Annotated in this window: 13 protein-coding genes; 10 read left to right on the top strand and 3 right to left on the bottom strand. The window is 58.4% G+C overall.

The annotated features are described in order from the left end of the window. Nucleotides 1-64: 64 nt before the first annotated feature. From RFER_RS17945 to RFER_RS17915, 7 genes are all read left to right on the top strand, one after another. A complete protein-coding gene (locus RFER_RS17945) occupies nt 65-2,011 on the top strand; it encodes an AMP-dependent synthetase/ligase (RefSeq protein ID WP_011465810.1) in 1,947 nt (648 codons plus the stop codon). Then, complete coding sequence (locus RFER_RS17940; protein WP_011465809.1) at nt 2,008-2,790, top strand: ABC transporter ATP-binding protein; 783 nt, start codon at nt 2,008-2,010, stop codon at nt 2,788-2,790. Before RFER_RS17945 ends, RFER_RS17940 begins: the two co-directional genes overlap by 4 nt. Before the next feature lie 2 nt (nt 2,791-2,792). Then, complete coding sequence (locus tag RFER_RS17935; protein WP_011465808.1) at nt 2,793-3,722, top strand: branched-chain amino acid ABC transporter permease; 930 nt, start codon at nt 2,793-2,795, stop codon at nt 3,720-3,722. A 23-nt stretch (nt 3,723-3,745) separates the two neighbouring features. After that, nucleotides 3,746-4,822, top strand: a complete 1,077-nt coding sequence (locus tag RFER_RS17930) for a branched-chain amino acid ABC transporter permease (RefSeq protein ID WP_011465807.1) — start codon at nt 3,746-3,748, stop codon at nt 4,820-4,822. A gap of 68 nt (nt 4,823-4,890) precedes the next feature. Beyond that, a complete protein-coding gene (locus tag RFER_RS17925; protein WP_011465806.1) occupies nt 4,891-6,204 on the top strand; it encodes an ABC transporter substrate-binding protein in 1,314 nt (437 codons plus the stop codon). A 142-nt stretch (nt 6,205-6,346) separates the two neighbouring features. After that, nucleotides 6,347-7,156 carry an ABC transporter ATP-binding protein gene (locus tag RFER_RS17920; protein ID WP_011465805.1) on the top strand — a complete coding sequence of 270 codons (810 nt, stop codon included), beginning with the start codon at nt 6,347-6,349 and terminating at the stop codon, nt 7,154-7,156. Nucleotides 7,157-7,212: 56 nt separating this feature from the next. Beyond that, nucleotides 7,213-8,469, top strand: a complete 1,257-nt coding sequence (locus RFER_RS17915; RefSeq protein ID WP_011465804.1) for a phenylacetate--CoA ligase family protein — start codon at nt 7,213-7,215, stop codon at nt 8,467-8,469. Nucleotides 8,470-8,501: 32 nt separating this feature from the next. Here the strand turns inward: RFER_RS17915 and RFER_RS17910 are convergent, their stop codons facing one another. After that, complete coding sequence (locus RFER_RS17910; protein WP_011465803.1) at nt 8,502-8,846, bottom strand: DUF1840 domain-containing protein; 345 nt, start codon at nt 8,844-8,846, stop codon at nt 8,502-8,504. Between the two features lie 27 nt (nt 8,847-8,873). Here RFER_RS17910 and RFER_RS17905 point away from each other — a divergent pair, with 27 nt between their 5' ends. Together RFER_RS17905 and RFER_RS17900 are read left to right on the top strand one after the other, a co-directional pair. Further along, nucleotides 8,874-9,956, top strand: coding sequence for an aminopeptidase (locus RFER_RS17905; RefSeq protein WP_011465802.1), 1,083 nt, complete (start codon nt 8,874-8,876; stop codon nt 9,954-9,956). Next, nucleotides 9,949-10,287 carry a polyhydroxyalkanoic acid system family protein gene (locus RFER_RS17900; protein ID WP_011465801.1) on the top strand — a complete coding sequence of 113 codons (339 nt, stop codon included), beginning with the start codon at nt 9,949-9,951 and terminating at the stop codon, nt 10,285-10,287. The genes RFER_RS17905 and RFER_RS17900 overlap by 8 nt, the downstream gene beginning before the upstream one ends. A 68-nt stretch (nt 10,288-10,355) precedes the next feature. Here RFER_RS17900 and RFER_RS17895 read toward each other — a convergent pair whose 3' ends face one another. Further along, on the bottom strand, nt 10,356-10,610 hold the full coding sequence (locus RFER_RS17895) for an acyl-CoA-binding protein (protein ID WP_011465800.1): 255 nt from the start codon (nt 10,608-10,610) through the stop codon (nt 10,356-10,358). A gap of 216 nt (nt 10,611-10,826) precedes the next feature. Here RFER_RS17895 and RFER_RS17890 point away from each other — a divergent pair, with 216 nt between their 5' ends. After that, a complete protein-coding gene (locus RFER_RS17890) occupies nt 10,827-12,317 on the top strand; it encodes a wax ester/triacylglycerol synthase family O-acyltransferase (RefSeq protein ID WP_011465799.1) in 1,491 nt (496 codons plus the stop codon). Nucleotides 12,318-12,380: 63 nt separating this feature from the next. On the opposite strand, the gene RFER_RS17885 is transcribed toward RFER_RS17890, so the two are convergent. Beyond that, a complete protein-coding gene (locus RFER_RS17885; RefSeq protein WP_011465798.1) occupies nt 12,381-13,157 on the bottom strand; it encodes a hypothetical protein in 777 nt (258 codons plus the stop codon). Nucleotides 13,158-13,159: the final 2 nt, after the last annotated feature.

The following is a 13,159-nucleotide window of genomic DNA, read 5'->3' as shown; positions in this document are numbered from 1 at the left end:
TTAGTTGAGGACAGAGCGGAAGATCTGTCCCGCAAATTTATTGAACTTAAGACAAGGTATCGGGATGCAGACCACTTTTCCTCGACTGCTGTTGAATCACGCCGCCCAGCGTCCGGGCGAGACTGCCATGCGTGAAAAAGAGTATGGCATTTGGCAAGCCCTGTCCTGGGCTGATCTGGCCGTGCTGGTGGAGCAGCTTGCTTGTGGCCTGCATCAAGCGGGGCTGCGCCGCGACGAACACATGATTGTGATTGGCGCCAACCGGCCGCGTTTGTACGCCACCATGCTGGCCGTGCAGTCCCTGGGGGCCGTTCCCATTCCGCTCTATCAGGACGCCGCCGCGCCCGAGTGTGTCTTCCCCATCAACAATGCTGACGTGCGTTTTGCCTTTGCCGAAGACCAGGAACAGGTCGACAAACTGCTGGAAATCCGGGAACAGTGCCCGCAACTTTCAAATATCTACTTTGACGATCCGCGTGGCCTGCGTAACTACGACGAGCCGGGACTGATGGCGGTCGATGATTTGCTGGCCGCCGGCAAGACGTTTGCCGCCCAGCACCAAGAATTCCTGCCATCCGAGGTGAGCCGGATCAAGCCCGATGATGTGGCGGCCATGTTTTTCACCTCGGGTACCACCGGCAACCCCAAAGGTGTGGTGCACACCCATAACTCGCTGTTGAACCGGGCCAAGGCCGGAGCTGACTTTGACAAGCTGACCCACTCCGAGGAAGTGCTGGCCTATTTGCCGCCAGCCTGGATTGGACAAAATATTTTCAGCTACGCGCAGTGGCTGGCTTGCGGCTATGTGGTCAATTGTCCGGAGTCGGCGGCCACCGTCACGATCGACCTGAAGGAGGTTGGCCCCACCTATTACTTTGCACCGCCGCGGGTGTTTGAAGGCTTGTTGACCAGCGTGATGATCCGCATGGAAGATGCCGGCACGCTGAAACGCAACATGTTTCAATTCTTCATGGGCGTGGCAAAAAGGGTCGGCCCGACGCTGATGGATGGCAAGTCGGTGCCGCTGAGCGACCGTGTGCTGTACACGCTGGGCAACTTCATGGTGTATGGGCCACTGCGCAACAACCTGGGCATGAGTCGGGTGCGGGTGGCTTATACCGCGGGCGAGGCCATCGGTCCGGACTTGTTCAGTTTTTATCGCTCCATCGGCATCAATCTCAAACAGCTTTACGGCTCTACCGAGACGGCTGTGTTTGTCTGCCTGCAGCCCGATAACGAAGCGCGCGCCGACACCGTGGGTGTGCCCTGTTCCGGGGTCGAAATCAAGGTGGCTGACAACGGTGAAATTTTGGTCAAGTCGCCAGGCCTGCTCAAGGGCTATTTCAAGAATCCTGAAGCCACTGCCGAGGTGTTGACGCCGGACGGCTGGTACCACACCAGCGATGCCGGTTTTCTGGATGCCCACGGCCACCTCAAGATCATCGACCGCGTCAAAGACGTGGGGCGCATCAAGGGGGGTGCCAATGACGGCGCCATGTTCGCCCCCAAGTATGTGGAGAACAAGCTCAAGTTCTTCCCGCACATCAAAGAGGTGGTGGCCTACGGTGACGGCCGCGAAAAGGTCTGCGTCATGATCAACATCGATGTTGACGCGGTGGGCAACTGGGCCGAGCGGCGCAACCTGCCGTATGCCGGTTACACCGATCTGGCGCAAAAGCCCGAGGTCTACCAACTCGTCAAGGAGTGTGTTGAAAAGGTGAATGCCGACCTGAGCGTGGACACGTTGCTGGCGGGCTCGCAGGTCAGCCGCTTTCTGGTGCTGCACAAGGAACTCGACGCCGACGACGGCGAATTGACCCGCACCAACAAGGTACGGCGCGGCTTTATTGCCGAAAAATACGATGTGCTGGTGGATGCCTTGTATGGCGGCAAAACATCGCAGTTCATCGAAACCCAGGTCAAGTTTGAGGATGGGCGCACCGGCAGCATCAGCGCGACGCTGAAAATTGAAGATGCGAAGACATTTACACCCGTCAAGGCGGCAGCATGAGCAAAAAAATAGGTGATGTCGTTCTTGACGTCAAGAATATTTCTCTCAGTTTCGGCGGCGTCAAGGCGCTGACTGACATTTCATTTGATGTGCGCGAGCACGAGGTGCGCGCCATCATCGGCCCCAATGGCGCGGGCAAGAGCTCCATGCTCAATTGCATCAACGGGGTCTATACGCCCCAGCAAGGCTCCATCAGTTTTCGCGGCAAAACCTTCAGCCACATGGACAGCCACGCGGTTGCCGCGATGGGTATCGCGCGCACCTTTCAAAACCTGGCGTTGTTCAAGGGCATGAGCGTGATTGACAACATCATGACCGGGCGCAACCTGCGGATCAAGAGCAATCTGTTTTTGCAGGCGCTGCGCATCGGCCCGGCCCAGCGCGAGGAAGAAAAGCACCGCGAATTTGTCGAACACATCATCGATTTTCTCGAAATCCAGGCGCATCGCAAGACGCCGGTCGGGCAGTTGCCTTACGGTCTGCAAAAACGCGTCGACCTGGGCCGGGCGCTGGCGATGGAGCCGCAGGTGCTGCTGCTCGACGAGCCGATGGCCGGCATGAACGTGGAGGAAAAGCAGGACATGTGCCGCTTTGTGCTCGACGTCAATCAGGAATTTGGCACCACGGTGGTGTTGATTGAGCATGACATGGGGGTGGTGATGGATATCTCAGACCGCGTGGTGGTGCTGGACTACGGCAAGAAGATTGGCGACGGCACGCCCGATGAAGTGCGTAACAACGAAGAAGTGATCAGCGCCTATCTTGGAACGGGACATTAATCATGGCATTTTTTCTTGAAACCCTGCTCGGTGGCCTGATGGCCGGCATGTTGTATTCGCTGGTGGCGCTTGGCTTTGTGCTGATCTACAAGGCTTCAGGCGTCTTCAACTTTGCCCAGGGCGCCATGGTGCTGTTTGCAGCGCTGGCGATGGCGCGATTTTCTGAGTGGATTCCGGGCTGGACCGGTATCGACAATCGGATTGCTGTCAACCTTGCCGCCTTCTTGCTCGCGGGCATGGTGATGTTTGTCGTCGCCTGGCTGATTGAACGACTGGCGCTACGCCACCTGGTCAACCAAGAGGGCACCACCTTGCTGATGGCCACTTTAGGTATTGGCTATTTCCTCGATGGCATCGGGCAGACCCTTTTTGGCAGCAATATTTACGAAATTAACATTGGCATGCCAAAAGACCCGATGCTGGCGTTTGAAAGCGTCTTTGAGGGCGGCATCCTGATCAACAAGGAAGACCTTTACGCCGCCCTGATTGCCGCCGTGCTGGTCGCCATGCTGAGCTTGTTCTTCCAGAAAACAAGCACTGGGCGGGCACTGCGAGCAGTCGCTGATGATCATCAGGCGGCGCAAAGTATTGGCATCCCGCTTAACCGCATCTGGTTCATTGTCTGGTGTGTCGCCGGCGTGGTCGCCTTGGTGGCCGGTGTGATCTGGGGCAGCAAGCTGGGCGTGCAGTTTTCGCTCACGACGGTGGCACTGCGGGCCTTGCCGGTGGTGATTCTGGGTGGTCTGACCTCGGTGCCGGGTGCCATTATTGGCGGGCTCATCATTGGCGTCGGTGAAAAAATGTCCGAGGTATTTGTAGGACCTTACGTCGGTGGTGGCATCGAAATCTGGTTTGCCTACGTGCTGGCCCTGGTGTTTCTGCTGTTCCGGCCGCAAGGGCTGTTTGGTGAAAAGATCATTGACCGCGTGTAACGGCACACAAGAAAAGAAGCATTATGTTTTACAGAGAAAACGGCCAGTTCAAGACAACTTATCGCGCTGATCAGCAGATATTCCCGATTGCGCAAGATCGCTGGGCGGTGTTGCTGCTCATCGCAGCGGCGTTCATCGTCGTTCCAATGCTGAGCAGTGGCTACATGTTTCGGGCGATTTTGATTCCTTTCTTGATCATGTCGCTGGCCGCCTTGGGGGTGAATATCCTGGTTGGCTACTGTGGGCAAATTTCATTGGGCTCGGGTGCCTTCATGGCGGTGGGTGCCTACGCGGCCTTCAATTTCTTTGTGCGTGTGCCCGGTATGCCGCTGCTGCTTGCACTCATTCTCGGCGGCCTGTGTGCCAGCGCTTTCGGCATCCTGTTCGGTCTACCCAGCTTGCGCGTGAAGGGGCTCTATCTGGCAGTGGCGACACTGGCCGCGCAGTTTTTTAGTGACTGGATGTTCCTGCGCATCAAGTGGTTTACCAATGACGCACCATCCGGGTCGGTATCGGTGGCGGGCTTGCAGGTGTTCGGTATTCCAATTGAGAGTCCGACCTCCAAGTATCTTTTTTGTCTGACCATTTTGGTGGTGCTGGCGCTGTTGGCCAAGAACCTGGTGCGCAGTGCCGTTGGCCGGGAGTGGATGGCGATTCGCGATATGGATGTGGCCGCTGCGGTGATTGGCATCCGTCCCATGTATGCCAAGCTCAGCGCTTTTGCGGTCAGCTCGTTCATTATTGGCGTGGCCGGTGCGCTGTGGGGCTTTGTCTATCTGAGTGCCTGGGAGCCTGCCGCATTCTCGGTGGACCTGTCGTTCAAGTTGCTGTTCATGGTCATCATCGGTGGCATGGGCTCCATCATGGGCAGTTTTTTTGGCGCTGCCTTTATCGTGATTTTGCCGATCTTCTTGAACCAGTTTCTGCCTTTTTTGGGGCGTGCAGTTGGTGTTCCGATTTCAACCGTTGTGACCTCGCATGCTGAGTTGATCGTGTTTGGCTCCTTGATTGTGTGGTTTCTGATCGTCGAACCCCATGGTCTGGCCAAGTTATGGTCAATTGGCAAGCAAAAACTGCGCTTATGGCCATTTCCCCACTAAGACTATTTTTTGATTCACTTTTTTCTTTAACCACAGGCATGCGAGTGCCAATACATGAGGAGACTTCCATGAAAATTCGTAACGTTGTTCTGGCAGGCCTGCTGGCTGCGATCGGGGTTGGCGCCTACGCGCAGGCCAAGGAGCAGTTCTTCCCGCTGCTGTCCTACCGCACGGGTGCTTACGCGCCCAACGGCACGCCCTGGGCCAACGGCAAACAGGACTATCTCAAGATGGTCATTGCACGTGATGGCGGCATCAATGGTGTCAAGCTGACCTACGAAGAATGCGAAACCGGCTACGCGACCGACCGTGGCGTTGAGTGCTACGAGCGCCTGAAGAGCCGACCCGGTGTGGCGTTGTTTGACCCGCAGAGTACCGGCATTACCTTTGCCCTGACCGAAAAGGCACCGGTGGACAAAGTTCCCTTGGTGACCCTCGGCTACGGCCTGGCCGTCTCGCAAGATGGCATGGCGTTCAAGTGGAATTTTCCCTTGCAGGGCAGCTACTGGACGGGTGCCGACATCCTGATTCAGCACATTGGCAAGAGCCTGGGTGGCCTCGACAAGCTCAAGGGCAAGAAGATCACACTCGTGTACCACGACAGTCCATTTGGCAAGGAGCCGATTCCGCTGCTGCAAGAGCGCGCGAAGATGCACGGCTTTGAGCTGCAGTTGTTGCCTGTCACCGCACCGGGCGTGGATCAAAAGGCCACCTGGCTTCAGGTTCGTCAAAGCAAACCTGACTATGTGCTGCTGTGGGGCTGGGGCGTGATGAACTCCACTTCGTTGAAAGAAGCGCAGGCCACCGGCTACCCGCGTGACAAGATGTACGGCGTGTGGTGGGCCGGTGCCGAGCCGGACGTGAAGGACGTGGGCGAAGGTGCCAAGGGCTATCACGCACTGGCGCTCAACACCTCGGGTCAACAGCCCAAAGTCATGCAGGACATCCTGAAATATGTGCATGCCAAAGGTCAAGGCACGGGGCCTAAAGACGAAGTCGGCCAAGTGCTGTATACGCGCGGCGTGATCATCCAGATGCTGAGCATTGAAGCCGTACGCAAGGCTCAGGAGCGCTTTGGCAAGGGCAAGGTCATGACCGGCGAACAGGTGCGCTGGGGCCTGGAAAACCTGGCGCTGGACCAGAAGAAGCTTGATGCGTTGGGCTTTGCCGGCGTGATGCGCCCGCTCAGCACTTCATGCGCTGACCACATGGGCTCGACCGCGGCGCGTATCGAGACCTGGGACGGAAAGAAATGGGACATCAGCTCGGATTATCTCGAGGCGGATGAGCAGATTCTCAAACCCATGATCAAGGCCGGTGCGGACAAATATCTTGCCGACAAGAAGATGACCCGGCGCGATGTGAAGGACTGCCAGTCCTGATCGACTTGTCATTCTCGGTCTTTTGAATCTCATTGCGGACTGGGTCCGCAATGAAGACTTCTCAAGTCGGCAATGACAGTCCAGCCGGCAGCATTGCGCGCAGTGCTGCCGATTGGTGAAAGATTGGTGAAGGCAAGGATATATGGACTCCAAAAAAATCGTTCTCAACGTCAATGGCATCGAGGTCATTTACAACCACGTCATTCTGGTGCTCAAAGGCGTTTCGCTCAATGTGCCGGAAGGCAAAATCGTGGCCATTCTGGGCGGCAACGGCGCGGGCAAGACCACCACCTTGCGTGCCATTTCCAACCTGCTGCGCGGTGAGCGTGGTGAAGTGACCAAGGGGTCGATTGAACTGCGCGGCGAGCGCATCGAGAATCTTTCACCGTCTGACCTGGTGCAGCGCGGCGTGGTGCAGGTGATGGAAGGGCGGCACTGTTTTGCGCACCTGACGATCGAAGAAAATCTGCTGACCGGCAGCTACACCCGCAAGGACAAGGCTGAGGTCGCGCGCAATCTCGACAAGGTCTACACCTACTTTCCGCGCCTGAAGACGCGTCGCACCAGCCAGGCGGCCTACACCTCGGGCGGCGAGCAGCAGATGTGCGCCATTGGTCGCGCCCTGATGGCCAACCCCAGCATGGTGTTGCTCGATGAGCCATCCATGGGTCTGGCGCCGCAGATTGTGGAAGAAGTGTTCGAGATTGTGAAAGACCTCAACAGACGAGAAAAAGTCACTTTCTTGCTTGCCGAGCAAAACACCAACATGGCCCTGAAATACGCCGACTACGGCTACATCATGGAGTCCGGCCGGGTGGTGATGGACGGTGTGGCCAGCGATCTCGCCAACAACGAAGACGTCAAGGAGTTCTACCTGGGCGTGGGCGGGGGTGAGCGCAAGAGCTTCAAGGATGTGAAGAGTTACAAGCGGCGCAAGCGCTGGCTGGCCTGAAAACGATGACTGCCGTGCGTCGACCCAGTTGCGGTCGGGGCCTTACAGGAAGAAACATGATTGAACATTACGATGCGTTGGAAACGCGCGACCACACGGCGCGTGAAACTGCCCTGATGACGGCATTGCCGGCTCAGGTGGCCCATGCCAGAGATTCATCGGCCGCCTTTCATCAGATTTTGCAGGACGTCAACCCGGCCACGGTGACCAGTCGGGCGGCCTTGGCGTCGCTGCCCGTCACGCGCAAGCATGAGTTGCTGGAGCGCCAGCAGGCCAGCCGGGCCGGCGGCGGCAACGTGTTTGGCGGCTTCAGCGCGATCGGCTTTGGCGAGCGGATGCCGCGCGTTTTTGCCAGCCCCGGCCCCATTTATGAGCCTGAAGGAGCGGCCAAAGACTATTGGCGCATGGCGCGCGCCATGTTTGCGGCCGGTTTTCGCCCACGTGAACTGATTCACAACAGCTTCAGCTACCACTTTGTGCCCGCTGGCTCCATGATGGAATCCGGTGCCCACGCGCTCGGTTGCACCGTTTTCCCGGGCGGTACCGGCCAGACAGAGCAGCAAGTGCAAGCCATGCGCGAACTGCAGCCGGCGGGCTATATTGGGACACCGAGTTTTCTGAAAATCATTGTCGACAAGGCGCATGAGATGGGTGTGGCACTGCCGAGCGTCAAGAAAGCCATGTTTGGCGGTGAAGCCTTTCCGCCATCCCTGCGGGACTGGTTTGCCGAGCGCGGCATTGCCGGTTACCAGTGTTATGCAACCGCTGATCTGGGTTCGATCGCCTACGAAACCCCGGCGCGAGAGGGGCTGGTTCTGGATGAAAATGTGATTGTCGAGATCGTGCGGCCCGGCACCGGTGACCCGGTGCAGGACGGTGAAGTGGGTGAAGTGGTGGTCACGACATTGAACCCGGACTATCCGCTCATTCGCTTCGGCACCGGGGACTTGTCGGCGGTGTTGAGCGGCCCCTGCCCGACCGGGCGCACCAACACGCGCATCAAGGGCTGGCTGGGCCGGGCTGACCAGACGACCAAAATCCGCGGCATGTTTGTGCACCCGGGCCAGATTGCCGACATCATCAAACGTTTTCCTGAAGTGGCGCGCGCCCGGCTGGTGGTGACAGGTGAGATGGCCAACGATGTGATGACGCTCAAGGTGGAGACGGCGTGCAGTGGCCCGGATGCGCTGGCCGCCAAGATTGGCGAGGCCATTCGGGATGTCACCAAGCTGCGCGGCGCGGTCGAGATCTTGCTGCCGGGCAGCCTGCCCAATGATGGCAAGGTGATTGAGGACGCCCGCAGCTACCGTTAAGCCACGGCGTCAGCAGGTGGCGCTGGCGCCTGTTAAACGCCCCAGACAACGTCGCTGCCATCTTCCTGGCAGCGCTTGAGCATCTCAATAAAGGGCTGCGCCCGCTGGCGCAGGGAGACCGATTCAAAGTGGGGCGCGGGTTCATTGTGTGCCAGTGCCTCCGCCAGCGCGGCTTTCTGATCCGCTTCTTCCCGCGCAATGGCCGCCTCCAGTGCGGCAATGGCGGCAGGCATCTGCTCTGGCAGGATGATGCCTTTTTCACCCGTGGTCTCGATGTCTTCAGGCACATCTTTGCCGATGATCTGCAGCACGCGTCGTCCGTTGGGCTGCAACATGATGACGTCACCGGTGTTTTTGGATTTGAATTTGTAAAGCATGGTGCTATATCGTAAACTGTTTTTTTGATGCGCACCCTCCGAACCTTGGTCCTCCTGACCTTCATCCCCTGGCTAGCCAGTTGCGCCGACACGGGCTACTACCTGCAATCCGTTGGCGGCCATCTGCGAATGATGACGGCGGCTCGACCGATCGCGACGTGGCTGGCTGATGAGAGTGTTGCGCCGGCCTTGAAGCAGCGCCTGATGCTGGCCGAGCGCATTCGTCGCTTTGCCGTGACCGATCTGCAACTTCCCGACAACGCCAGTTACCAGCGTTATGCCGACTTGCGGCGCCGCTCCGTGGTGTGGAACGTGGTGGCGGCGCCTGCGTTTTCATTGACGCTCAAGACCTGGTGTTTCCCGGTGGCGGGCTGTGTCGGTTACCGTGGTTATTTCAACGAGGACGAGGCGCATGCCGAGGCGCTTGCGCTGCAGCGCGAAGGGCTGGAAACCAGTGTGTATGGCGTCCCGGCCTACTCGACTTTGGGCTGGCTGAACTGGGCCGGTGGCGATCCGCTGCTCAATACCTTCATCCACTACCCGGAGGGGGAGTTGGCGCGCATGATTTTTCATGAGCTGGCCCATCAGGTGTTGTATGTCAAGGGCGACACCCTGTTCAACGAGTCTTTTGCCACGGCGGTTGAACGTCTGGGCGGGGAGCGCTGGCTCTCGGTGCATGGCTCGGCGTTGGCCCGCAAAGAATATGCCGAGTTTGACGCCCGGCGCAGGCAGTTGCGGGCGCTGTCGCGCGCAACGCGCACCCGGTTGGATGAAATCTATAAACAAAACAAGCCTCCAGCCACCGTCACTATTGAACAAGTAGCTATGAAAAAGGCAGCAATGCAGAATTTCCGCGATGACTACGCCCGGCTCAGAAGCAGCTGGGGTGGTTACGCTGGCTATGACGCCTGGGTTGCGAGCGCCAACAACGCGGCGTTTGCCGCTCAGGCGGCGTATGACGAACTGGTGCCGGCATTTGAGACTTTGTTTGAGCGCCAGGGCCGGGACTGGCAACGGTTTTATGATGCAGTGCGGCAGTTGGCGAAAATGCCGGCGGCTGAGCGGACCCGAGTCCTGGAACAAACAACAACGGAGCACCTCAGTGGCTGATCTTCATATCTTGCGTCAACACACGCTTGGACTGGCTGATGCGCGCAAAGTGGCCTTCAAATGGGCCGAGCATGCCGAAGAAGAACTTGGCATGCGCTGCATTTACGAAGAAGGCAAGACAGTTGATGAAGTGTCTTTTACACGCTCAGGTGTTCACGGCACCTTGTCGGTGACCAAGGACAAGTTTGAACTCCAGGCCAAACTCGGTTTTCTGGTGGGCGCGTTCAAGGCCCGGATCGAAAGTGAAATCATCAAAAATCTGGATGACCTGCTCACGCCCAAGCCCAAGCTCCGGGCGCATGCGAAACCCCACATCAGCAAAAGCCAGTGACGCGGGGCTCAGTCGCCAGCACCTTGGGGTGAGCAGAGCGCAACTGGCGAGCGGCAGGGGCGGGCGATTCAGCTCAGGGATTCAATCAGGTCAATGTATTGCTGCATGGCATCGTTGCTGCTGGTGCCTTTGAGGTTGCTCCAGGCTTCCCATTTGGCGCGCCCCACCATGTCACTGAAACCGGGTTTCTTGTCGTTGTTGTCGCCAACGCTGGCTTGCTTGTAAAGGGCGTAAATTTTGAGTAGCGTGGCGTTGTCCGGGCGTTCACTCAGGTTTTTTGAATCGGCAAGGGCGGTTTCGAATTTTGTTTTCAAGTCAGGCATGGTCTTCTCCAGATAAAGTCAAAAACCCACAGGTTTGGGGTCATTGCGGCGTATCTTAGTGTGCGTCTTGCCGACAGAATAGGGGGTGTTCCCCAGGAACTGTCGTTATGCTTTTGGTTTGCCCCGTCAGGAGTGTTTATGGTTACCCGAATCGTTGCCAGAAAAGTCGCCACCAAGACCGCACGCCCGGTAGCAGGCACACGGGCAAGAAGGAAGATGCCGCAGGATCAAGATCAGCCAGCCGGGCCGACACATGAGCGCATGAGCAAGGTCGACACGGCCTGGTTGCGCATGGATTCGCCCAGCAATTTGATGATGATCGTGGGGGTGTGGATCATCAAGCCAGGGGTCAGCTACCCGGCGGTGTGCCGGCGCATTGAGGAGCGCTTGCTGCAATACCCGCGCTTTGGTCAGCGGGTGCAGCAGGATGCAAGCGGCGCCAGCTGGGTGACCGATACGGACTTCCGGATCGAGCGCCATGTGGTGCGCGAGACCTTGTCTGTGACAGCCCAGGGCGGGGAGCAAACGGCATTGCAGGAGCGCCTGGCCGAGCTTGCCATGCAATCGCTCGACATGAACCATCCCCTGTGGGAGTTTCGCCTGGTTGAGCATTACCAGGGCGGCTCGGCCTTGATGGCGCGCCTGCATCATTGCATTGCCGATGGCCTGGCGCTGATTGCCGTGACCCAGTCCATGGTGGATGGCGGTTCGGCACCCCCTCGCAGCGGGACCCAGCCTGCGCAGGGTGAGGGGCTGGAGGGTGCGGATGACTGGATTGCTGACACGCTGATCCGGCCGTTGACGGATGTGCTGGTCAAAGCACTTGACGCGGTGGGGGATGGCGCGGTCAACGCCCTGGAGACCTTGATCGATCCGCAAAAAGGGCTGGAGCAGGGCTTGGAGAAGGGTTTGGCCGGTTCGCTGGATCTGGCCAAAATGGCGTACCACGTGGTGCGGGATGCGGCCGCGCTGGCGCTCATGCCCGACGACTCGCCGACGCGCCTCAAGGGCACGCCCGGCACGCGCAAACGCGTGGCCTGGTGCCAACCGATCCCGCTGGACGACGTCAAGGCGGTCGGGCGTGCGCTGAACTGCTCCATCAACGATGTGTTGTTGAGCTGCGTAGCCGGCGCTCTGGGTGGCTACCTCAAGTCCTTCGGCGATGACGTTGCAGGCAAGGAGATCCGTGCCATGGTGCCGGTGAACCTGCGCCCGATCGAAGAAGCCTACCAATTGGGCAATCGCTTTGGCTTGGCACCGGTGGTTCTGCCCATCGGGATAGAGAACCCGATCGAGCGCGTGTTCGCGGTGCGCGCGCGCATGGGTGAGATGAAAGGCAGCATGCAGCCGCTGCTGGCGTTTGCGCTGCTGGCGGTGGCGGGGGTGTTGATGAAGCCGGCGCAAGACGCGCTGTTGACCCTGTTTTCCAAAAAAACAACCGCCGTCATGACCAACGTGCCGGGTCCGCGCGAGAAGCTCAAGTTCCTCGGCGCCACGCTGGAGCAAAACCTGGTTTGGGTACCGCAGTCGGGTACGGTCGGATTGGGCGTCTCGATCTTGAGTTACGGCGGGGGCGTGCAGTTTGGCGTCATCAGTGACTCAACGCTGTGCCCCGATCCGCAGAAAATCATCGACCAGTTTGAGCCGGAATTTACCAAGCTGACCCTGCTGACCTTGATGTTGCCCTGGAATGAATCGGCTTCTTAGCTATCATTTTAATGGCAATGTACGGCCATCCTATGCGGGCTGGCGGCCAAAAACGACAAGAATCTAATCTTCTTCCAGTTCAACCCTTGCCATTTCCACATCCAGCCGTTCCATCGCATCCATGGGCTTGGCGGCAGCGGCTTGCTGGTACAGGCGGGTCGCTTCCTTCATCATTTTGTCGCCATCGAGCATGAGCATGGCGTTGGCGTATTCGATCATGCCAATGGCGGATTGAAAATTCAGCTTGAGAGCGTCCTGGAACAGCCGCAGGCCGATGTCTTTTTTGGCGCCGTAGGTCATGCCACCAATCAGCGAACCCACCTTGTCGATTACCTCCGCGTGAAACGAGCCCAGGGCGATGTGGGCATCGGCGTGTTTGGGTTCGATTTCGATCACGTTTTCCAGCTCTTTTTTCACCTTGCTGCCCAGTCCCTGGGCTAGCGCTTTGGCCACGCTGATACCTTGACTGTAGCGGCCCAGTGCATAAGCCTGCCAGTACAGGGCGTTGAAATTGCTTGGGTCTTCTGCGGCTTGCGCACTGGCGCGTCGGGCAACGTCCATATAGAGGTCGAGCCGGGCTTTTTCTTGTTGTTCCAGGTAGGTCGCATAAATGCACGCCGCCTTGTTGGCAACGGTGAGGCCGGCGCCACCGATTTTGAGGCCCATGTCCCTGGCCTTCTGGAATTCACCGTTGTGAAATAGCGCCCAGGCCTGCAGCACTTTGGCGTCTTTGGGCAGTGGCTCGGCGTCACCCAAGTGCAGCCGCTCCCAGTTCTTTTTGACGCTGGCAGCGGTAAAAACATAATCGCCCGCGAAGGGGAAAGCAGTCCATTTGGCCATTT

Source organism: Rhodoferax ferrireducens T118 (assembly GCF_000013605.1).
In the GTDB taxonomy this organism is placed as follows: Bacteria; Pseudomonadota; Gammaproteobacteria; order Burkholderiales; family Burkholderiaceae_C; genus Rhodoferax; species Rhodoferax ferrireducens.
This window is presented reverse-complemented; position numbering and strand designations above follow the sequence as displayed.

Bases quoted from the DNA above. Each gene is read 5' to 3' on its own strand.
- RFER_RS17910 (WP_011465803.1), bottom strand. From the start codon at position 8,846: ATGCTTTACAAATTCAAATCCAAAAACACCGGTGACGTCATCATGTTG.
- RFER_RS17945 (WP_011465810.1), top strand. From the start codon at position 65: ATGCAGACCACTTTTCCTCGACTGCTGTTGAATCACGCCGCCCAGCGT.
- RFER_RS17890 (WP_011465799.1), top strand. From the start codon at position 10,827: ATGCCGCAGGATCAAGATCAGCCAGCCGGGCCGACACATGAGCGCATG.
- RFER_RS17905 (WP_011465802.1), top strand. From the start codon at position 8,874: ATGCGCACCCTCCGAACCTTGGTCCTCCTGACCTTCATCCCCTGGCTA.
- RFER_RS17930 (WP_011465807.1), top strand. From the start codon at position 3,746: ATGTTTTACAGAGAAAACGGCCAGTTCAAGACAACTTATCGCGCTGAT.
- RFER_RS17940 (WP_011465809.1), top strand. From the start codon at position 2,008: ATGAGCAAAAAAATAGGTGATGTCGTTCTTGACGTCAAGAATATTTCT.
- RFER_RS17920 (WP_011465805.1), top strand. From the start codon at position 6,347: ATGGACTCCAAAAAAATCGTTCTCAACGTCAATGGCATCGAGGTCATT.
- RFER_RS17915 (WP_011465804.1), top strand. From the start codon at position 7,213: ATGATTGAACATTACGATGCGTTGGAAACGCGCGACCACACGGCGCGT.
- RFER_RS17895 (WP_011465800.1), bottom strand. From the start codon at position 10,610: ATGCCTGACTTGAAAACAAAATTCGAAACCGCCCTTGCCGATTCAAAA.
- RFER_RS17925 (WP_011465806.1), top strand. From the start codon at position 4,891: ATGAAAATTCGTAACGTTGTTCTGGCAGGCCTGCTGGCTGCGATCGGG.
- RFER_RS17935 (WP_011465808.1), top strand. From the start codon at position 2,793: ATGGCATTTTTTCTTGAAACCCTGCTCGGTGGCCTGATGGCCGGCATG.
- RFER_RS17885 (WP_011465798.1), bottom strand. From the start codon at position 13,157: ATGGCCAAATGGACTGCTTTCCCCTTCGCGGGCGATTATGTTTTTACC.